The 22,295-nt window shown below is 39.4% G+C and carries 11 protein-coding genes and 1 pseudogene; 3 read left to right on the forward strand and 9 right to left on the reverse strand.

Annotated elements, in window-relative coordinates:
* Positions 1-5 precede the first annotated feature (5 nt).
* The 9 genes from HPSH112_RS03870 to HPSH112_RS03910 form a co-directional block, all read right to left on the reverse strand.
* Positions 6-9,560 carry a vacuolating cytotoxin domain-containing protein gene (locus tag HPSH112_RS03870; RefSeq protein ID WP_000565892.1) on the reverse strand — a complete coding sequence of 3,185 codons (9,555 nt, stop codon included), beginning with the start codon at positions 9,558-9,560 and terminating at the stop codon, positions 6-8.
* Between the two features lie 151 nt (positions 9,561-9,711).
* The gene (locus HPSH112_RS03875) at positions 9,712-10,281 is read right to left on the reverse strand and encodes an outer membrane beta-barrel protein (RefSeq protein ID WP_000725045.1); all 570 of its coding nucleotides are present in this window, start codon (positions 10,279-10,281) and stop codon (positions 9,712-9,714) included.
* Positions 10,278-13,364, reverse strand: coding sequence for an efflux RND transporter permease subunit HefC (gene hefC / locus HPSH112_RS03880; protein ID WP_000278434.1), 3,087 nt, complete (start codon positions 13,362-13,364; stop codon positions 10,278-10,280). Before hefC ends, HPSH112_RS03875 begins: the two co-directional genes overlap by 4 nt.
* A 12-nt stretch (positions 13,365-13,376) precedes the next feature.
* A complete protein-coding gene (hefB, locus tag HPSH112_RS03885) occupies positions 13,377-14,081 on the reverse strand; it encodes an efflux RND transporter periplasmic adaptor subunit HefB (protein WP_000619679.1) in 705 nt (234 codons plus the stop codon).
* 9 nt (positions 14,082-14,090) lie between these two features.
* Positions 14,091-15,524, reverse strand: coding sequence for an efflux RND transporter outer membrane subunit HefA (gene hefA, locus HPSH112_RS03890; RefSeq protein WP_000848896.1), 1,434 nt, complete (start codon positions 15,522-15,524; stop codon positions 14,091-14,093).
* A gap of 9 nt (positions 15,525-15,533) precedes the next feature.
* Positions 15,534-16,553, reverse strand: coding sequence for a uroporphyrinogen decarboxylase (gene hemE / locus HPSH112_RS03895; protein ID WP_000576200.1), 1,020 nt, complete (start codon positions 16,551-16,553; stop codon positions 15,534-15,536).
* A 67-nt stretch (positions 16,554-16,620) separates the two neighbouring features.
* The gene (locus HPSH112_RS03900) at positions 16,621-17,238 is read right to left on the reverse strand and encodes a hypothetical protein (protein ID WP_000577391.1); all 618 of its coding nucleotides are present in this window, start codon (positions 17,236-17,238) and stop codon (positions 16,621-16,623) included.
* Positions 17,235-17,891 carry a 3-methyladenine DNA glycosylase gene (locus tag HPSH112_RS03905; RefSeq protein ID WP_000263520.1) on the reverse strand — a complete coding sequence of 219 codons (657 nt, stop codon included), beginning with the start codon at positions 17,889-17,891 and terminating at the stop codon, positions 17,235-17,237. The genes HPSH112_RS03900 and HPSH112_RS03905 overlap by 4 nt, the downstream gene beginning before the upstream one ends.
* Before the next feature lie 117 nt (positions 17,892-18,008).
* Positions 18,009-19,541 (reverse strand): flagellin A, encoded by a 1,533-nt coding sequence (locus tag HPSH112_RS03910; RefSeq protein WP_000885472.1) that lies wholly within the window; start codon positions 19,539-19,541, stop codon positions 18,009-18,011.
* A gap of 248 nt (positions 19,542-19,789) precedes the next feature.
* On the opposite strand from HPSH112_RS03910, the gene HPSH112_RS08750 reads away from it, so the two are divergent.
* From HPSH112_RS08750 to tlpD, 3 genes and pseudogenes are all read left to right on the forward strand, one after another.
* The gene (locus tag HPSH112_RS08750) at positions 19,790-20,407 is read left to right on the forward strand and encodes an ABC transporter ATP-binding protein (RefSeq protein ID WP_228921631.1); all 618 of its coding nucleotides are present in this window, start codon (positions 19,790-19,792) and stop codon (positions 20,405-20,407) included.
* Positions 20,394-20,922 (forward strand): annotated as a pseudogene (locus tag HPSH112_RS08755) (ATP-binding cassette domain-containing protein); the annotation flags it as partial. The gene HPSH112_RS08750 and the pseudogene HPSH112_RS08755, both read left to right, overlap by 14 nt.
* A 71-nt stretch (positions 20,923-20,993) precedes the next feature.
* A complete protein-coding gene (gene tlpD, locus HPSH112_RS03925; protein WP_000467812.1) occupies positions 20,994-22,295 on the forward strand; it encodes a chemotaxis chemoreceptor TlpD in 1,302 nt (433 codons plus the stop codon).

Raw genomic sequence — 22,295 nt, forward strand, 5'->3', positions numbered from 1 at the left:
ACCTTTTAAAACGCTAAACGCATTCCAATGTTTCCGGTGATATTGATCATTTTGTAATCCAATCCAAACCTAGCCCCCACCCCAGCATTCGCATAAAAGCTTTTAAACAACCTCACTTCCCCACCTGTAGTGATGCTCGCAAAAGTGTTGTAAAGCTCGCCTTTTCTGTAGCTCAAAGTGTTATCGCCAATGAAACGCACCAATTTATCCCCCATTGATCGCACCAATAAATCCCTACCAATGCCGCCAATCGCATAAAAATAAGAGTTTTTATTGAAATAATGGCGGTTTTCAAAAGCAAAATCAATCGTTAAAACGGATTTTTTAGACGGATCCGCGTTCGCTTTAAACTGGTTATAGAGTGCGTTATTCATCACCCCTTCTAAACCGGTCATGCCAATATAGTAATACCTTAAACCAATTTGAGGTTTTAAAATGATGCTTTTGTTTTTAAACATGAAATCATACCCGTAATTGACTCTCGCGTTCGTCGTCCATGTGCTGTATTGATAAGATTGGTTGATCATAGAAAGCAGAGCGTCGTTGGAGCTGATCTGGGTTTTATTAGCCCCCCAAGTTTCATTGACGCTAAAGGTTAGCTCGCTCTTTTTAATGAAAGCTCTCGCATACAAGCCCACATCCACATTATCAGATTTAGAACTAGTGATGCGTTCATAAAACCCGCTATACCCATAAGCCGCATACCCTCCAACAATCACACCCTTAATAAATCTGTCATAGCCCACATTGATACCATAGAGCGTTCCTGTGCCATTTTCCACAAAGCTCACGCCCCCAACGCCGGTTGCCCAAAGGTTGTTTTTTAATTTATCCCTTTGAGAGTATTTTAAAATCACATCCATCGCGTTAGGGATTGCGTCAGCAAATCTTTGGTTTTTAAGGCTGCTCAAGCGCTCGCTAAAATCCGTTGAATCAAAGGAAGCGAAATTAGAAAGCTTTGCTAAACGGCCCATTTGTTGCGTGTAAGTGTTGAGCTGTAAAACATCGGTGGAATTGTTTTTAAGATTGGAGTTAGTAAGCATGCCTAAAGCACCGGTAATATCTTTCATTAAAGTAACAATGTGTTCAGTGGGCGTGTCTTGCAAATAATAAGGCGCAAACAAGGGATTACCCCCTTTAGCCATAAAAAGCGCATTCAGCCACATAAGGGAATTATTGCCCGCAGATTCGATCGCATTCAAACCAGCGCTGCCTTGAATGTATTTGATGTAATACTCCAAACTAGGGGCTTGAATGTTAATGGGTTTATCAGAGACGGTAACTTGAACCTTATCATAAAGGATAGATGAATACACCATTTGCCCTTGATTATCTTTAAAGCTTACCACAAGACCCCCATCTTTAATATTGACCGGTTTATTGTCATAACTTAACGAATCGCCATTTAGTCGCATGCGTTTGCCATTAAAATCAATGAGGGTGTAAAGCTTGAGGTAATCGCTCAAGCTCCCTCCAAGAATCATTTGATTATCATAGCCATAAACCATGCGTTTAGCGTCCATAAGCGTGTAAGCGCCTTGCTTGAGTTGAGTGTTAAAATTAATTAAAGCTTGATTATTGTAAGACATGATCGTAGAAGTGCGAGTTACATTAATAATCGTTTGATGGGTGGGATTATTAAGATTAAAGATTAATGGCCCTTCGCTCTTGAAATCGCCCCCCACATTCAAGCCGTTTTCATTCGTGCTGAGAGTCGCTCCTTTTACCACATTGAGATTACCGCTAATATCAGCCCTATGATTAGAGTTATTGTTAAAAGCGTTATTCACGATCAAATTATTCGCCCTTAAAAGAGCGTTTGATCCTAAATCCAAAGTCCCGATCGTGGTATTTTGTAAGACTTTTGAAAAATCCACTAATCCGTTCGCTTTAATTGTTCCTAAAAATGTGAAATTATTCGCATTCACTTCTAGCGTTTCATCGGTTGGAGCGCTTAAAGAATTAGCTTTTTTCTCGCCCATGCAATTTAAAACATTCACGCAAATCTGACCTTTTTGAACGCTAATGTCATTTTTAGAAGCATTCAGCGTTAAGCCGTTGGTAGCGTTTAAGGTATCTAGTGAAATACTAGAAAAATCTTGAGAAATAAATGAAAGCTTGCCCTGATATTGCGTGAAATTGATCGTATTTTTCCCGTTAAAGATAATGGACTTGCCCGCTACAAAATTCAATCCCCCCCCTGTGGCGTTACTAAACGAGCTGTTATTCACAAACACATAATCTTTAGCTAAGAAATTAAAATTCCCTTTTTGCCAGAGGTTGTGCAAGCCTTTAGGTTTGAGCAAAGAGCCCATGCCCAATTTCTTCAATTCATCTTGTAAGGGTTTAGGCAGTATAGATCCCAAACCTTGATGATAAACGCCTCCAAAGCCCTTATCAGCGATGATTTTATTAATCATTTGCCCTAAGACTTGATTGCTCATGATCTTATTCACTACGCCTTCGCCTAACAAATCGTTCAGCACTTTTTGACCCATTCCAGAAATCGCGCCCAACAATTCCTTACTGGGGTTAGTGATGCTATTTAAAGCGATATTCACTAACACGCTTAAATCCTGCGGGCCTAGCCAAGAAATGAGCTTATTGATTAAGGGGGCTTGATTGATCATTTGATTTAGAATATCCCCAAAGGTCGTTTTGTCTAAGAAATTCTGTAAGTCTTTAGAATTAGCGTTAGAACCTATTTTATCAAGGGCTTGATTTAACCCTCCAGGCACAAAATTATTGGCAAAAGAACTCAAACTTTGTTTTCCATACCAGTTATTGATGAAATTCTCTACATTTTCAATCCCTAAAGTTTTGACAATGAATTTTTCAAATCCTGAAGAATGGGCTTGGATTTGTTCTAAGAGCATTTGATCGATTTCTTTTCTTTTTATAGGATCTAGCGCGTTTAAAAGCCCGTTTTCACCAAAAACATCGCCCACCGTTTTAGAATTTAAAATTTCCATGATCGCGTTTTTAAATGCGCTCACGCCTAAGAGGTTATTCACTTCAGTAGGGTTAAGCAATGAGCTTAAAGTTTTAGAGCCAAAATCTTTAGGGATCATGCTGGCTAGATCTTTAGGGATGGCATTATCATTCAAACTCTCTTCATAAATAATATTAGAAAGGATATTCCCCAAACCTTTTTCCCCAAAAAGCTTATCAATACCCTCTTTCCCCAGATAAGAAAAGATTTTATCGGTCCCTTGAGCGTCAATATTGGCTTGATTGAGCACCAAATTTGTGCCGCTTTCAAAAGACACATTCGCGCTCCCTCCGCTCCCCCAAGCGTTCCCGCTGCCGATTGTCCCGGTAATGTAAATGTTTTTAGCCCTAAAATTAGCGTTAATGTAGCCCAAATAAGGCGAAGTGGAATTGAGCAACTGCCCTAAATTAGTCTGCCTAAACATCTGGCAAGTGTTATCCCCAACCGCGCATGGCTCTTTATAGCCATCGCCTCCAAACCACACCACGCTTTTAGTGTTCGTTTGCCCTTCTTTGATTGCCCCCACAACGAGATTGCCTTGAGAGAAATGATAATTAGCCGTGTTAGAAAATCCATTAATGATCTTTAATAAGCTCTTCCAATTTTCTTGGTTTAAAGTGATACCATATTTTTCAAAGATACCAAGAATAGTTTCAAAACTATTCGGGCTATTGAAATTGAGATTATCTAAAGCCCCCGAAGATAAAAGATTGGCTATTTTAGGCAAAAATTCCTTACCCAAGCTGGCAATAATACTTAAATCTTGCTTAGTGATAGCCTGATTATAAATGTGTAAGGCTTGTAAGGGCTGGTTTTGCGCGTTATAAGTCCCTGGTATCTCATTATTTTGATTAAAGCCTTTGATATTGCTATTCAAATAATAAGTGCCGGTCTTATCGCTTGTGTAATTATAGGAATTAGAGCTTTCATCATAAGGGTTTTTTTGGTAATCATACAAGCTGGGAGCGAGATTAAACATCTCATTATTAGAAGCGTAGTTCTGAGAAATCTGCACTTTCAAGCGGTTGTTATGCAAGGTTTCTGTAATCGTTTCAGTCGTGTTGAGCGGGTTAGTGAAACTCCAAGAATGAACGCCGTTATTAAACGAGTAATCAGCCTTTTCAATCTGTATGCCATAAAAACGGATCTTTTCATAGCCGTTATTCCCCATTAAACCCTGAATATTTTGGGCTTGTAAAATATTATAAACTAAGGGCTTGTTTTCTGCATCAAATAAATTCACATTAGACAGATTCAAAACCCCTTGAGTTCCAAAGCTGAAATTCCCGCTTGCATTAATGGATAAAGCGTTAGCGCCATTACCTAAAAGGTTTAGAGTGCCGTTTAAAAGAACGCTTTGAAAATTCAGGGTGCTGTTGTTGCCTAAATCAAATGAAGCGTCTGCATTAAAGGTCGCTAGTTTAGTGAAAGAAATTTGAGAATTATTAGCATAAAAACTCACAGGAGCGTTAAAAACGCTATCGCCATTGAAGTTCAACAAGCTTGATCCGTTGAGGTTGAAATCCGTTTCCCCTTCTACGCTAAGCGCATTAAAGCTCGCTTGAGAACTTTCAGCTAAATTCATCGTAGAGTTATTTTCAAAAGTGGAAGCCCCTTGGAAATTGATATGGATATTTTTAGCCCTTAAATTGAGCGTGGCTTGATTAAAATTCGTATTCCCTTTGAAATTGATAAGGCGCACAGAGTTGCCAAAATCAGGCGTTTTACCAAATAGCGGGATGCCATAAAAGGTTACATTAGCGTTATTGAAATTTGCTTGATTGAAGCTTAATTGAGCGTTAGGGTTCAAATTCAAATAAGACACCCCATTAAAAGCGGTTGTGCCGTTAAAATTCGCCACGCTGTTGTTGTAAAAAGAAAGGCTTGAAGCGTTTTCTAAAGTCGTTTGGGTTTGGCTATCCCCAATATTAATAGCAGCGTTGGGCTTGACTGAAAGCCTGGAATTATTGAAAGTAACATTCCCATTCAATGAAGACTGATTCACATTCTTAGACACATCAATAACCATTTGAGAGTTATTGAAAATAATGTTATTAGCTTTCAAATCATAGCGGATACCCCCCCCTAAAATGGAATTAGTAAATATCAAATCCGTATTCGCAACCATATTCACATACGATGAGCCGCTCTCAGTCGCTCCGTTAATATTGGTCCAGCCGCTAAAAGTGGTGTTTTCAAAAGTGATACGCCCTGAATTAAAATTAAAGCCTCCCCATGTGAAATCCCTAAAGTTAGAGTTTTTAATATCCATAGAAAGCCTGGAATTGAAATTCGCCCAAGAATGCTGACTCGCGCTGGTTTGTAAGCCCATAGCCACGGTTTGGAAATTCGTGTAATTTAACCCGTCAGCGTTCAAGGTTTCATCAGCGTTAAAATTAATCGTCGCCCCACCGCCAGCGTTAGGGTTGCCGACATTAAAATTATTCGTTAAAAAGATATTAGTCGCGTTGAAATTGCCATGCAAATACAGCAAATTATTCTTACCAAACCAGATAGATCCGCCATTATTATTGGCTTTTTCTTGCGCGCTCCCTAAAAGCAAAGTCCCTACCACCGTAGCCCCAAAGTTCAGCGACCACGCAAAAGCGCTAGAGCCAATAAGGTCTTGATTTTTATAAGGCGCGATATAGCACACGCCAACACACACAGGGGTTTTTCCTGGAATAAAATCAAATTGCTTCCTCACTTGACTCCAAATATCTTTAGAATCAGCGTCTGTGTGGAAAGGCGAAGAATTGAGCGTAAGGTATTTATAAGTGATAGAGCCCGGGTTAAAAGTTTCTTCAAAAACAAATTTTTGGCCGTTGCTTTGGGTGAATTGCACAAAAAAAGTATTATTATCCGCTCTTAATAAAGTCCCTTGTTCGCCGCCATAATGGATCAGATTCCATAAATTTTTTGAAAAAACATTATCCGCCAAAATTTCATTATTATATTTAATGTTATTCCCGCTTAAAAGCGTGTAAGTGGTTTTATCGGTCAAATCCCTTTCAATATTAAAAATACTATTATTGTCAATAGCGATTGATCCTTGAAGACGGCTGAAAGGATCGCTGTTAATGAGCGTGTTTGTGCCTTTAAAAGTGGTGTTTTTAGTGTCGTTAAACGAATAGCTACCGCCACTAAACGAGTTGTTGTTGAAAATAAGGTTTTGCGCTTTTGCGTTGATATTATAGGAATTGAAGGTGTTGTTTTCTAGGGTTAAAGAATTTCCAGCACTGTTTTCACCCCCTTTATAAATCAAAGTGCCATTATCGCTAAAATTAACATTCTTAATCACGGCATTTCCGTTAGCACTAGCGTTATCCACGCCAAAATTCCCCCCTCCATTCACAGAGCCTTTATCCCAAGTAATGTTATTGGCCTTAAGGTTAAAGCCTCCATGCGGGGTTTGGTTGCTAAAATTGGCGTTTGTTACATTCAAATTACCATTATTAACAATGAAATTCATCCATGAATCTTGCAAACCGGCTTTATCGTTATTCAAACTAGCGTTAGCGATATTCAAACGCTCTTGAGCGTTAAACACTAAAGTCGCACCCCCACCGGTTTGAGCGCCGTTACCAGAGCGAATCGTGCCGGTAATATCAATTTGATTGGCTTTAAAAACGCCTTGAATATAGCCCACTAACCCCCATTCAGCCCCCGAAGTTTTCCCAAAACTCACCACGCTATTAGAAGCGGGATTCGCCCCAGCAAGAAAGGGGGTGGTTTGGTTGAACACTAAAACGCTGTTAGAGCCGCTATAATCTTGCGTGAAAACGCCTGTGCCAGCGATCTTCCAAGTCGTCATGCCGTTGAGATAGAACACGGTGTTACTGGCGTTGTTATTGACATTTTTAAGATTAAACGCATCGTTATAAATATTCACGCAATGCGTATAGCCTAGAGTGCATAAACGAGTGAGCGTGATCCCATTATTAAAGTTTTCTTTGATGTAGTAAGTCAAGCCGTTATCAATGAATTGGACATTATAAATTTTAGCGCTGCTTGGCACGGATTGATTCTCATCAACTAACCTACCACTAGGATTTTCCCCGCTCGTCCAGCGCAACATTTGATACAAAGCGTTATTATTTTTATAATCCACGCTTTTAGCGTTAAGCAATTGATAAGTCGTGCCTACGCTTAGGCTGTTCAAAAGCCCTTGCATGTTAAAAACAACGCCCTTATTGAAAGTGAAAGTTGTTTGAGCGCCGTTTATTTTAAATTGGTTATTCGCATTGAAAGTGTCATCAGTAAAACTGACTTTAGGGGTATTATTGAAATCAAACACACCCCCATTGAACGAGTTCCCACTAAAATCCACTTGCTTGGCGTTGAAACTAAACGATCCGCCATTGAACGAGTTGTTATTGAAAGCGTCTGTCTGCTCCGCGTGGTTGAAACTAAACGAACCGCCATTAAATTTGTTTTCATTAAAGGCGTTATTTACGCCATTAAAAGTGTAAGAAGCGTCATCTAAAACGGATTTTTCAATGGTAGTCTTGCCTTGAAACTTAAAATTCCCTGCTAAAAAGTTCGTGTTTTTAAAATGGTAAGAATTTTCAGCGCCTTGAAATTTGTAATAAGCCTTGTTGAAATTCACGCTATCAAAAGCGCCATTACCGGTAAAATCATACCCCCCACCCGTCCAATCGTAAAAATCAGACTGAGAAACATTGATCTTGCCGCTCCCAGAGCTATCCCCTAACGCCATAAAAGTCATGTAAGAGTTTTGTGAAGTGGTTTTTAGGTTTTTAAAATCAGCCCCGGCGATATTAATTTCAGTCGCGCCCACAAAATTCAAAGTCGCCCCCCCACCGGTTTGAGCGCCGTTACCAGACATCATGTTACCGGTGATATAAACCCTATCGGCTGTGAAAGTGCCGGTGATATAGCCCGTTTTCCCCCAATTGACTCCCTCATACCCCCCAAAACGCACCGTGCTGTTAGATTTAGGGATGCTGCCATTAGCCCAAGGGGTCGTAGCGTTAAAGACTAAAGCGCTGTTTTTCCCACCATAGGTTTGAGTGAATCTCGCATTAGTGTAATTCCAAGTGTTTAAGCCGTTAAGATAAAAAATCGTGTCAGATCTATCATCATTAATATTTTTTAAATTAAAAACATTGTCATGGATATTCATGCTATTGGTGTAGTAAATATTGTTCGCGCCATAATAGACAGATTGTAAAACAATAGAATCAGGGCTAAAAATTTGTCTAAAATTATAGAGCGTGCCGCCTAAATTGTAGGTTACATAGTAAGTGTGGGTGTTGTTATTAGAAGTGGCGTTTTTGCTGTTGTCTTTTGTGGCTTGCGTGTTTTTAAGCCTGATAATATTCCATAAGTTGCTGACATCATTGTAAGCGATAGAGCCATTTTTCATGCTAAAGAGCGTGTAAGCGCTCCCTATTGTGGGCGTGTAATTTTGAATATTAAAAACCGCATTAGGATTAATGGTAACTTTAGCGCTCATATTGATAAAGGGCGAAGTGGGATTGTTGATCGTGGTTGTGCCTTGAAAATGAACACTAGCATCAGATCTATCAAAAACGAACCAACCCCCATTAAAGGTCAAATTATTAAAAGTGATATTGCTTGCATTAAGAATGTAGGCATTTCCTATAGTATTAGTGTTGGGCATGCTCCCTAGAGTGCTGTTGTTAAAGGTAACGCTATTGGCGTTAAGATTGAGTTTATAATGATTGATATTAGAGTTAGTGAAAGTGATGCTCCCCCCGATACCATTCCCACCCTTATAAGTGAGCGCGCCGTTATTATTGAAAGTTACCCCGCTAATGGTGGTTGTGCCATTGCTATCCACATTATCAAAGCCAAAATTCCCGCCATTGACGATCCCGCCATTATAAGTAATCTTTCGCCCCATCACATTAAAGCCCCCATTAGGGGTTTGGTTGCCAAAATCCGTGTTTGTCAAATTCACGCTATGATTGGAAATCAAATTGATCCAAGAAGTTTGCATCCCAGCTCTGTTATTTTGAAAATAAGCCCCATTAGCGCTTAATTCGTTTGAGCTTTCAAAAACAAGTATCGCCCCTCCGCCGGTTTTTAACTCATTACCCGATCCAACAGCTCCTGTGATAAAAATATCTCTAGCCTTAAAAACCCCTGTAATAAAACCTATATAGCCCTTTTCCCCAAACCACACAGAAGAATTATTGGGCGTTGAAGAAGCGTTTTTTGTCCCTATGTATAACTTACTATTATTATAGTTTTGCGTAAAACTCCTACTCCCCCCAGCCCAGGTGCGTAAAGGGCTGACATAGTAGGATTTGTTGTTATGATTTTCATTCACGCTATTGAGCCAATACACCGAACTATTATAATCTTCACTTTGAGCGCTCAAAGCTGAAACAAACCCTAAGGCTAAAAAGATTTTTTTATTAAAGGATACGCAAAGATTTGAATGCGTTTTTAAGGGATAAATTGTCAAAGACGAGTTTTTGATTTTATATTTTTTAGCGATTTTCTTTTTAACGCCCTTAAAAGAGCGGTTTTTAAAGCGTTTGTTTTTTAAATCTGTTTTATCATTTTTATCAATCATTTTAAACTCTTTCATGCGGTCATGCTAATACTTGCTAATACTTTTTGCACTGCCTATTATAACAATTAAAAAAGAATGCATGATCTCTTTGTGTGGTTATAGGGATCGTATCTTGTGAATGGAAGCCATCATTGGGTTATTTGGAACCTTTTTAAAACGCGTAACTATAAGCCGCATGGATAAAAACGCTCTCTAAAAAATAAGAATTTTTAAAAGAATTTCTAGTGTTTGAAAAAGGGATTTTAGCCCCAAGCTCTATGCGGTGGTGATGAGCAATCGTGCTGCCAAGCCCCACATTAAACAAGCCGTTATACCCCATAAACGAACTATTTTTCATGCCTAAATGGTTGCTTTGGTAAAAATACCCTATCCCAAGCCCCCCATACACCCCAAAGCTGTATTTTTTGTAAGTGTAAAAATCGCTCAATACATCTGCATTCAGGCTCAATAAGGAAGTGTTAATCGTGTGCAATGCGGTGGGTTTTATCGCCATAAGGTAGGAAAATTCACCCCTTAGCGCTAGAGCTTTAAAAAAAGCGAATTGATACCCCCCTTTAGCCCCCCATAAAAAAGCCGTATAAGAAGAATCGCTAACGGGTTTTGGGGTTATTTTAATAGGGGCTAAACCCACCATAGCCCCAAAATAAATATGACTTTTTTTAGGCTCAAACGCCCCTAACAAGCCCACCCATAAAGCCAAAATTAAAACAATTTTTTTCATTCTAAAGTTTTTTGGTTTTGATAAAACCGCTTGATTTTGTCGTCTATGGGAGCGAGAAGGCGATAAAACACCGGCACAATGAGTAAGCTTAACACCATAGAAATCATCAAGCCCCCACTCATCGCAATCCCTATAGGGGATTTCATCGCCGCTCCATCCCCACTCGCTAACGCTAAAGGCAGCATGCCGCAAACCATCGCAATGGTCGTCATTAAAATCGGTCTCAGACGGGTTTTGCCGGCAAACAAAATGGCTTCTTTGATATTCAAACCTTTTTTACGCTCTTCATTCGCCACATCAATTAAAAGCGTGGCGTTTTTACCCACCATACCAATGAGCAAAATTAGGCCTATCATAGAGAACATGCTCAAAGGCTGATGGACTAAACCCAGAGCAAAAAACGCCCCTGAAAAGCTTAAAGGCATGGTAACCATGATGATAAAAGGCTCTAAAATGGACTCATACAACGCCGCTAAAATCATATAAATCAGCACAAACGCTGTCGCTAGAGCGATCAAAAACTCCCCATTGGTCTCTTTAGCGTTATCCGCTTCACCGGTGAATCTGTAATTCGCCCCTTCAACCAGCCATTCTTTAGTGTTTTTGCTCACTTGCGTTAAAATCTCGCCCAAAGAAACGCCCGCATTCCTATTAGGCTCAGCAAGCACCGTAACGCTGCGTTGGCGGTTATAGCGAGAAATACTGGATGGGCTTTTAGTTTCTGTGATTTCCACTAAAGCGTCTAAAAACATCAATTTATCGTATTTATTACGCACTTGCAAGCGTTTGATGTCTTCTACAGAAACGCGCTTGTTATCAGGCACTCTAATAATCATGTCGTATTCTTTACCATCTTGCTTGAACACGCTCGCTTGAGAAGTTCCAGAGAAAGCAGAGCTAACCACTGAACCAATGGTTTGAGCGCTCACGCCGTATTTGTTGGCGTTTTGTCTTAAGATTTTCAGTTGCAGTTGCGGTTGCGATTCGCTCGTGCTTGTATGGTAGCTTTCAACCTTGCCTTTTAATTCAGGGCTTTCTAATAAGAATTTTTTCAAATTCGCCACGCTTTTATCCACCGCTTCTTGAGAATGGGAAAACACAAAGGTTTGGAAGGGCGAACTATCCCCACCGCCCCCTATAAGAGAGACTTCAGAAAGATTGATACTCTCTAAACCTTTAGCTTCAGGCATGCTTTTTAATTCCTTTTTTAAAGCGCTCATCAACTCAAATTGCCCCAATTTGCGCTCCTTTTTGCGCTCTTTTAAAGGCTTGAGTTGCACAAAAATTTTAGCCTTAAAAGGGTTTTGTGCGGTGCCATAACCCACTTGCAAGGTGGTAAATTCCACCTCAGCATGCTTTTCAATCGCTTTTTGAAAGATCTTACTCTTTTGTGTCATGTAATCTATGCTCACGCCCGGTTTAGCCTTAAGCCACACTAAAAACCTCCCCCTATCTTCTTTCAGCATGAACTCCATACCGATCTTAGAAGCCACAAAAAGCGAACCCACAAACACCAAAACCACCGCTATAAAGATAATGAGCTTGTGGTTTAACACCCACTGGAGCAATCTGGTGTAATAAGACTCTAAAGCCTTAAAAAAAGGCTCACTCCACACATAAAAACGAGAATGCCTGGGATTGACCACCACTGAGCTTACCATGGGGATAATCGTAACGACCACCACATACGATAAAGCGATCGCTAAAGCCACCGTGATCCCAAAGCTTTGGAAAAAGCGCCCAATAATGCCTTTCATGTTCCCTATAGGCACAAAAACAGAGAGCAGCATCGCTGAAATCGCCACTAAAGCAAAGCCAATTTCCCTCACCCCCTCATAACTCGCTTTCCGTTTGTTCATGCCCATTTCTAGCTTTTTATGGATGTTTTCAATCACCACGATCGCATCATCAATGATAATCCCTATCGCTAGCGTTAAAGCCACCATGGTGAGCATGTTTAATGAAAAGCCCATCCATTGAATAAGCGCAAAAGTCCCCATGATAGAAATAGGGATAGAGATCGCTGAAACTAAAGTGATCGTGCCGTTACGCAAGAACGCAAACACCACTAAAACCGCCAAAATCGCCCCTAAGACCAAGTCAAATTTCACATCTTCAATAGAGGTGCGGATATAGCCCGTGGTGTCTAAAAAGGGTCTGATTTCATAGCTAGGGCTAATGGCTTGAATGTGTTTTAAAGCTTCATACACCCTATCTACGATTTCAATTTCATTCGCTCCGGCAATCTTTTGGATTTCCAAAATCACACCGGGTTTGTCTTTAAAGCTCGCAAAAGTGTTGTCTTCTTCCAAACCGATTTCAATCTTTGCAATATCGCCAAGACGCACATGATTACCCACTTGGATCTTTTCCACATCCGCAACGCTGTAACTATTCGCATTAATTAAAATAGACAATTCCCTTTGGCTATTGACAATGCGCCCCCCATCAATTTCCACATTCTCCGCTTTAAGCGTGTTGAAAAGATCCGCATAAGTTAGGTTGTATTTATTCATCAAAGTGGGATCTGCATAAATCCTAATCTGGCGCTCCCTAAAGCCGTTGAGTTGCACGCCCCCTACCCCATTGATTTTTTGGAGCATGGGTTTAATGGTGTTTTTAGCGTAGTCATTAAGGGTTGTAGCAGGCACGCTTGAACTGCTCACGAATAACGAAATAATGGCTTGGCTGTCGGTATCAAATTTATTGATAGAGGGTTTTTTAATGTTAGAATCATCAAAACGCACCGAAGAAATTTTATTAACCACATCGTTTAAGGCTTCTTCATTAGGCTTTTCTAATTCAAATTCAATGACGACGATACTCACATTTTTAGAACTCGTGGAAGTAACCTTTTTGATCCCATCAATCCCCATCACCGCTTCTTCAATCTTATCGGTTACCTTACTCTCTATGATTTCAGCGCTAGCCCCAGGATAAGTCGTAGTAACCACCACCGTAGGCATATCAATTTTAGGGAAAAGCGCCACGCTCAATTTTTTAAACCCCATAGTCCCAAAAAAGACAATCGCCAAAGCAAACATCAAGGTCGTAATAGGACGATTAATCGCTGTTTTATACATCAAAATACCCTATTATTTCGTTTGGATAAACCCATCGCCAAAAAGCCCCACTGCCATAGGCTTAGACAAAAGGGCTTCAGCGCTCACTTTTCTGGTGTTTTCGTCAACCGTGGGGTAAATTTTAGTGATTTTAGCTTCATGCTGATTGGAATCCCCGTCTATAGAATAAGTGTAAGTGTCCCCCACTTTGACCGCATTAATATATTTAGAATCAAATTCAATAACCAATTTCCTAGCATGGCTGACTAATCTCAATAACACCGTGTTATTCGCGTTCACCCCTTCGCCCACTTGAATGTTTTTGCTCGCTATTACGCCATCAAAAGGGGCTCTCAAAATGGTTTTATTCAATACTGCAATAGAATAAGCGTAATCTGATTCCAAACGCCTGTAATTGAACTCATAACTCTCTAGAGTGTTTTTATCCACAGCGCCCCCAATTTTGCTGTATCGTTGGTATTGCTTTTTAGCGAAAATGAGTTGTTGCTCGGTAGAATCGCTTTGAGCCTGCTTGTCTTGATTATACAAAAGCAACAAAACATCGCCCTTTTTGACCACGCTCCCCTCAGCAACCTTAATACTATCCACAATCCCTGTGCTGTCTAAGGTGAGCTTGGAATCTTGTGCCGCTTTCACATTGAAAATCGCATACACTTTCTCGCCAGCTTCCAAACTCAAAAGACTCAAAAAAAGTCCTATTAAAATTTTTCGTATCATTTTTATCCCTTAATGCACATAGTCGTCTATTTTATGCCCGCTGTTGAAAATGTAATTGGCTTTTTGCACTTCATAATTGTTGAGCGCTAAATTGTAAGCCACTTCTGCATCAAAGCGCGTGGTTAAGCCCCTTAAATAGGTGGTGAAATCCACTAAATTAGCGTCGTATTTCCTTTTAATATTGGCAAAAGAAAGATTAGCCGCATCCAAACTAGCCTTTGAAGATTCAATCTTGGCTCTGGCAATATCAAGCGACTTCCTGTAAAGCTGTTCGTCTTTTTCTTGCTCTAATTTTTTATACGCTAAATTCTTTTCATTCGCTAATCGGCCTAGCATGATGGATTGTTTTTGCAAGCTCAACCCTATATCATCAAAAAATTTCATGCTCGCAGTAACCCCAGCCGTATTTTGCTGACCGGGGAAGAAGTTCCCAAAACTCCCCAAAGCGTAAGCGGGTTTTTGGATCCAATAAAGCCATGAGTCATAAACATCCACCGTAGGGTAATAGTTGAGTTGCTTGTTTTGGTATTTGAGTGCAGAAATCTGCTCCCTTAAAGAGACCAAATCTTGCCTTTCTCTCAATTGCAAATTAGGCGCATCAATCGTAGTCTTTTTTAAATTTTTCACACTGAGGTTAGTGAGATATTCTAAAGTCAAGCGGTTTTGCTCCAAAGCAAATTGCATGTCTAAAATATCGTATTCGCTCAAATTCCCTTGCGCTTTTAAGCTTTGCAAATCGTCAATCGTGGTTAGCCCTTTGTCATAGAGTTTGGTAACCCTTTTAATGTCTGTTTTGATTTGCTCTAATTTCTTTTGTAAAGCGATCATGCGAGCGAGGTTGTTAAAATACTCATAATATTGTTGCACCACTTGCAAATACACGCTCTGGCGGCTATACTCTAAATTAGCCACAGTGGATCGGTAAGTCGCAGACTTTTCTTTGACATTATTCACATCGCTAAAACCATTAAACACATTCAATTTGACTTCAGCCTGGAGTTGTTGCGTGTTGTAGCGTTTGAAGTGCGGAGTATCCCTATTTTCATTTTTAAAGTTATAGTTCATATTAAGAGTGGGCAAAAACATCGCTTTGGAGATGGTGTGGTTTTTCATCGCTTGCTTGACACTGAGTTCTTGCGCTTGCAAACTGAGATTAGTGGTAGCCCCCTTTAGCAATTCATAAAGCCCCAAAGCGGCTTTATCGCTTTTTTCATGGTATTTAGCAATCTCTTGATTGATAGTGGTCGCTGTTTCTTTAGACGAGGGCAAAAAACTCGGTGTTGCTTCTAAAGAACTTGTCGGCGGATCAATGAGTTTTAAATTCTTATGGCTGTAATTGTTAAGGATTTGCTTGATTTCATCTGGGGTTTTAGAGGGGGTTTGGGCTAGAGTTAAAGCTGCACACAAGCCCCATAAACTAACATATCTTATAATAGTTTTCATCAATCCCCCCTATCGCCTGGTTTTAGCATGCACTAATTGCACTAAATATTTTGCGTTTTCTCTGGGTAAATCCGGTAGCATCCCATGCCCTAAATTAAAAATATGCCCTTGATTGCCCATGACTTTTAGAATCCTTTCAACCCCTTCTTCTAAAGCGTTTTTATCATAAAGGCGGGTGGGTTCTAAATTCCCTTGCAAAACATACTTATCGCCTAAAATCTTTTTTGCCACCTCTAAAGGCGTGCCCCAATCCACGCCAAACACATCAAATTCCCCGTCTATGCTATCCAAATAAGCGCCAATCCCTTTAGGGAAAAGGATAACCGGGATATGCACATAGCGTTTTTTAAGCTCTTTAGAGATTTTTTTCAAATAATCCCAACTGAATTTCAAATACGCTTCTTTTTCTAAAGCGCTAGCCCATGAGTCAAAGATCATCACCGCATTGACCCCTGCTTGGATTTGAAGGCTCAAATACTCTATCAATTCAAGGCTTAATTTTTCTAAAAGCGCTTTTAAAACTTCAGGCTCGCTATAGAGCATTTTCTTGCTTTTAGCATACGATTTGCTCCCTTCGCCTTCTATCATGTAAGTCGCTAAAGTCCAAGGCGATCCGCAAAAACCGATTAACGCTTTCTCTTTAGAAAGCTTTTGGCGCGTTTGAGAAATCGTATCATAGACATAGTTTAGTTGTTTGTAAGCCCCTATTTTTAGGCTTTCCACGCTTTTTAAATCCGTAATAGTCTCTAAAAAATGCGGCCCCTTTTTGGGGATAAACTCCAAATTCAAGCCCATTTCCAAAGGCACTACTAAAATATCGCTAAACAAAATAGCCGCATCCACGCCTAAAATCTCTACTGGCTGTAGGGTAACTTCTGTGGCTAAATCGCTATTTTTACACAATCCCAAGAAGCTACCCGCTTTTTGGCGGCTCTCTTGGTATTCGCTAAGGTAACGCCCCGCTTGTCTCATCATCCAAATGGGCGTATAGGGTGTTTCCTTTCTAAAACATGCATCAATGAAAATCATTATAAATCCTTAAAGGTTTGTCTGATTATGGTTTTTATACTCTATAATTGATTTCAAAATGAATATTTTACCCTAAAAATCTAGTAAAATCATAAAAGGTGAAAGTGATACCAATAGAATAGATATTCAATCGTGGCGTGCCGAAAGCTTTAGAAAATTTGCTTTGGATAAAATAAAAAGGGATACCACCCCTTGCTTCAATGCTCAAGCCAAAATTTTTAGCCGCATTGAAAAACAAGCCCACACTCCCCACCGCTGATTGGATATTGAATTGATACTTATCAATCTTAGCCCCTAAAATTTGAAGCTGATAGCCTAAGGCGATTTTAGGGATAACCCACCCCTTAAAAAGCCTCACCCCAGCCATAAACCCAGCGCTCATGAAATACGAATCGCCCATTCCTGCATCCAAATACCCCCCTAATAAAATTTTCTTTCTCAAAGTATAACCCGCTTCAAAGCCCAAAGAAGCGTCATGGTAAATTTTATCCATCAAAATAGGAGGGCGGTTTTTAGGGCGGATGGGGGATCTTTTAGTCGTTTCTGCATGCTGATAAAGATAGCCGATTTTAAAAGAGCCAAAATATTTTTTAGTAGGCTCTAAAGGTTTAAAAAAATTCCAATCCTTTTTGGCCAGTAAAACCCCTTTTAAAAGGCTTAAGATTAAGAAAAATCTAAAAATCAAAGCTTTAATTCCAATTTTTGTTTGGAAAATTCTACAATCTTTCCATGGAATCTCGCATAAAGTTGCGCTAAAGAAATGGTGTTTTCATAAAGCGCTAAAGCGGAATTTAAATTCTCTTGAACGCCTTTTTCAAAAAAATGTTGCAATTCGTCATAATCTTCTATCTCTATGCCTAATTTTTTTAAAAAAAGATAGCTGTATTTATCCACCACCATCACTTCTTTAGCGCACACATAGCATAAAATCGCATCCGCGCTTTCTTTGCCAATGCCCTTTTGGTCTAAAAGCCACTCCCTAGTAACTTCTTGTTTAAAATTTTCAAAACTTTGAAAGTCTTTTAAAATATTCTCGCTCAAGTCAATCAATCGTTTGGCTTTTTGGTTATAAAACCCGCTAGGGCGGACACACTCTGCAAGCTTTGAAAACTCTATATAAGCGATTTTTTTAAGATTGATCTCATCATCATTTTCTAAAATGAAAGCGTTTTTTAGATTTTCTAAAGATTTCAAAACGGCTTCAAATTTAGTGTTTTGCGTTAAAACCGCCCCTAGTAGAGCTTCAAATTTCAAAGCGTTAGGCCACCACCAAGCAGGGGCGTTTTTCAATAAATCCAAGCTCTTTAAAGCCTTTAAAACCTCAAAACTATCCCACACAATAACCGCCTGTAATAAAAAGAAATAAAAAAGAGTATTTTATTAAAAAAGAAGGAAAAATTAAAGCGACAAGCCAACGCTTAAAGCGTTAGCCCCATACAAACACCTTTCTTAAAACTAAGTTAAAAGCCTTAAGATATTTTGTTGGACGGTATTGGCTTGACTCATCGCATAGCTACCTGATTGCGCCAAAATGTTGTTTTTATTGAAATTCGCACTCTCTTCAGCAAAATCCACATCCCTGATTTGAGATTCAGCCGCTTTAACATTCACTTGAGTGATGCTGATATTATTCACGGTGCTAATCATTTGATTTTGCACAGAACCTAAATCAGAGCGGACTTTATCCAACATTTTCATCGCAGACTCGGCAATATCAATCACCACCATCGCGCCTCTTAAGGTTGTAACCCCAGCTCCCAAGCTTTGATTGCCACTAGCGAACACGGCGTTATAGTTCGCGCCACTGGCTGATTTGACATTAGCGTTAAAATTCCCAGTAACATCGCGCAAATTCACCGTGGTTTCTGCCACTTGAGATTCCCCAAAACCAATCGCGCTAAAACCTAAATGCTGTGAGTCAGAAGCCGAAACGACATTGATGCTCTTAGCGTCTAATCGTGTGAGAGAAAGCCTTCCGTAGTTAGTAGAGCCTTTTGTTAAATCCTGACCACCATTAACCATCGTTAAAGCGCTAGGCCCGTTACTAGTGCTATCGGTTTTGATTTCAATCCCACGACCATCTAAACTGCGCAAATTCAAGCGCCCGTTTTGATCCGTATAAGCTTCCACGCCGGTTTCTGAAGTAACCGCATTGATCGCTGCGACTAACCTCCCGTCTGAGTCGTTTTTCTTAATGTCTGCGATATTACCCAAATGAATCCCGTTTAAGGTTAAATTACTCAAACTTCCTGACTGGACCGCCACATCGCTCGTGGTGATAACGCTCGCATGAGCTATAACCCCTGTTTGGTTAGAGTTTTTGTTAATCACTTCCGCTAACACGCCAATCCCTGTGCCTGCTGAACTAGAGATTTTCACGCTCTCTAAAGTTACATCATTCACGCCATCCACTTGTTTAAAAGTCAAGCTAATATCTCCAGAAGCCGTGATTAACGCGCCTGTAGCGATACGAACCTGACCGATTTTATCTGAAGTGGTAGAGCCGATAGAAGCCTTAATGCTTTGGTTAGAATAAGCCCCTACTTGGAATTCTTTGTTAGTGAATTGGCCAGACAATAACGCTTGCCCGTTATAAGTAGTCGTGTTACCGATATTGTCTAAACCTTGAATCAAACGAACAATGTCAGATTGAATCGCTTTACGAGATTCTGTAGTTTGCCCGTCTTGAGCCGCTTGAGTCGCTTTAACCTTAACGGTGTCTAAGATTTTCAACTGCTCATCCATAGCCTTATCCGCAACTTGGATAATCCCCATGCCGTCATTCGTGTTGGCAATCGCTTGACCCAAACTGTTCGCTTGCGAACGCAAAGAATCCGCCACCGTCATGCCTGATGCGTCATCAGCCGCTTTATTAATCCTTAAACCTGAACTCAATCTCTCCAATGAAGTTTTAAGCGCATTTTGAGTGAGTGCGGATTGCACATGCGCATTCATCGCATTGATATTTGTATTGACCTGAAAAGCCATTGTTGTAACTCCTTGTTATAAAAAACCCAAAGGCATCCTTGCTTTTGGTTGAAACTATTATCGGTTAAAGTTTGAAATTTTAAAGGGCTTTATTTTCTTCAAAGCAAAATTTAAAAGAACATGAAAATGGATTATAATTAAAGAAAATTTATACCAAATCTTATTGAATGCAAACACCAATGGATACCATAAAAAACATTCCCCTAAGGACTTTCATTTTACTCTATAAAAGCTCACCAAAATGTGTCGTGTTGGCATCAATTATAGTGCTATTTGTCGGCATTCTTCCATCTCTAAATATTCTTGTTATGATAAGATTGATTGATATTGTGGTAAATCTATTACAAAAGCATACGCATTTTGAATACAGCTTGCTATTACCAACTTTGCTACTATGGGGAGCCTTGCTGTTTTTAACGCATGTATTCTCAGGAATTTTATCAAGCTTGCAAACCATTATTGCCGAACAATTTTCTATAAACATCATCACTCAGCTTGCTAATAAACTCACACAAGTTAAAAATCTAAGTTTTTTTGAGAATAAAGACCATACTATCAAGCTTAACACTATCCATAACGGACTGCACATCCGCCCCCTAAATTATGTCAGTAATCTCTTTTTCAATCTACAACGCATTATAGGGCTTATCAGTCTGTTTGGGATATTATTTTCCATTAGTATTTATCTACCCTTTATCATGATTTTTGCAACAGTTCCTTGTATTCTCATCTCCAACCATATAGCAAAAAAACATAGTGCTTCCATAGATAGGCTTCAAGACCAAAAAGAGAGCATGCAAAATTACCTATACTCTGGACTAGATAACCAAAAGAACAAAGACAATCTATTGTTTAACTTTAAATAGCTACCACCAACAAATGAGTGCTATATTCCAAGATTTTTCTCTTTATGTTGGGTATAGCATTGATGATAAACTATATCATGCAAGACAATCCTACAAACGAACAATTAAAACAAAAGAGAGAAATGCTAAAATCTTTTGATGAAAATTTTCAAAATTGTCTTAATGATTATAACAACATACCATTTGGAACACAATATAATGGGGTAGATTTTTCTCTGGGTCAAAAGCAACGCATAGCCACTATAAGAGCCTTTTTAAAACCAAGTCATTGTGTTATTTTAGATGAGCCAAGCAGCGCTATTGACCCCATTATAGAAAAAGAGTTTTTAGATTTTATTTTTAAAAAATCGCAATCAAAAATTGCCTTAATCATTACACACCGCATGGGTAGTGTCAAGCAGTCTGATGAAATTATTATGTTAGACAAAGGCAAACTTATAGAACAGGGTAATTTTAAAACCCTTATGGATAAACAGGGCTTATTTTCTGAATTGTATTTGAAGCAACAATACTAACGAGCGCTTAAAATGTTTGGTAATTTTGGGTATAATCCCAAAAGATTCAAATTTAAATAAGGAATGCCACCATGTTTGGGAATAAGCAGTTGCAACTTCAAATCAGTCAAAAAGATTCCGAAATTACGGAGTTAAAAAAAGAAATCAATCTCTATCAAAACCTTTTAAATTTGTGCTTGCATGAAGGTTTTGTAGGTATTAAAAACAATAAAGTCGTTTTTAAGAGTGGGAATCTTGCAAGCTTGAACAATTTAGAAGAACAAAGCGTTCATTTTAAAGAAAATGCAGAGAGCGTTAATTTACAAGGGGTCTCTTATTCTTTAAAAAGCCAAAATATTGATGGCGTGCAGTATTTTTCGTTGGCTAAAAAAACGAGTTGTGTGGGGGAATACCATAAAAATGATTTGTTTAAGACTTTTTGTGCGAGCTTAAAAGAAGGCTTAGAGAACGCGCAAGAAAGCATGCAGTATTTCCATCAAGAAACGGGCTTGCTCTTAAATGCGGCTAAAAGTGGTGAAGAGCATTCTGCTGAAGGATTGGGGACCGTTAATAAAACGGGTCAAGACATTGAATCGCTTTATGAAAAGATGCAAAACGCCACTTCATTAGCGGACTCTCTCAACCAGCGGAGCAATGAGATCACTCAAGTCATTTCTTTGATTGATGATATTGCAGAACAAACCAATCTCTTAGCCCTAAATGCCGCTATTGAGGCCGCACGAGCGGGCGAGCATGGGAGAGGGTTTGCGGTGGTGGCTGATGAGGTGAGAAAACTCGCTGAAAAAACCCAAAAAGCCACTAAAGAAATCGCTGTCGTGGTTAAAAGCATGCAACAAGAAGCGAACGACATTCAAACCAATACCCATGATATTAATTCTATTGTAGGCTCTATTAAGGACGATGTGGGAGAGCTGAAATCCACCGTGAAAAATAACATGATTGTCGCGCAAGCGGCAAAATACACCATCTACAATATCAATAACCGGGTGTTTTGCGGTCTGGCTAAGCTTGATCATGTGGTCTTTAAAAACAATCTTTATGGCATGGTTTTTGGTCTTAACTCCTTTGACATTACCAGCCATAAGAATTGCCGCTTAGGCAAATGGTATTATGAGGGCGCGGGCAAAGAGAATTTTTCCAACACTTCAGGCTATAGAGCTTTAGAAAGCCACCATGCGAGCGTGCATGCTGAAGCTAACGATTTGGTTAAAGCCGTTCAAGAAGACCACATTACCGATTTAAAATACCTAGAGCATAAAGTGCATTTAATGGAAGATAGCGCTAAACATGTCAAAGAAAATATTGATAAGATGTTTTACGAAAAACAAGACGAACTCAATAAAATCATTGAAAAAATTCAAAAAGGCGAATGA

The sequence above is a fragment of the Helicobacter pylori Shi112 genome, assembly GCF_000277405.1.
GTDB lineage: Bacteria > Campylobacterota > Campylobacteria > Campylobacterales > Helicobacteraceae > Helicobacter > Helicobacter pylori_C.

Excerpts from the sequence above, each read along its gene's own strand:
- hefB (WP_000619679.1), bottom strand. The coding sequence starts at position 14,081 with ATGATACGAAAAATTTTAATAGGACTTTTTTTGAGTCTTTTGAGTTTG.
- hemE (WP_000576200.1), bottom strand. The coding sequence starts at position 16,553 with ATGATTTTCATTGATGCATGTTTTAGAAAGGAAACACCCTATACGCCC.
- hefA (WP_000848896.1), bottom strand. The coding sequence starts at position 15,524 with ATGAAAACTATTATAAGATATGTTAGTTTATGGGGCTTGTGTGCAGCT.
- hefC (WP_000278434.1), bottom strand. The coding sequence starts at position 13,364 with ATGTATAAAACAGCGATTAATCGTCCTATTACGACCTTGATGTTTGCT.
- HPSH112_RS03910 (WP_000885472.1), bottom strand. The coding sequence starts at position 19,541 with ATGGCTTTTCAGGTCAATACAAATATCAATGCGATGAATGCGCATGTG.
- tlpD (WP_000467812.1), top strand. The coding sequence starts at position 20,994 with ATGTTTGGGAATAAGCAGTTGCAACTTCAAATCAGTCAAAAAGATTCC.
- HPSH112_RS03870 (WP_000565892.1), bottom strand. The coding sequence starts at position 9,560 with ATGATTGATAAAAATGATAAAACAGATTTAAAAAACAAACGCTTTAAA.
- HPSH112_RS03875 (WP_000725045.1), bottom strand. The coding sequence starts at position 10,281 with ATGAAAAAAATTGTTTTAATTTTGGCTTTATGGGTGGGCTTGTTAGGG.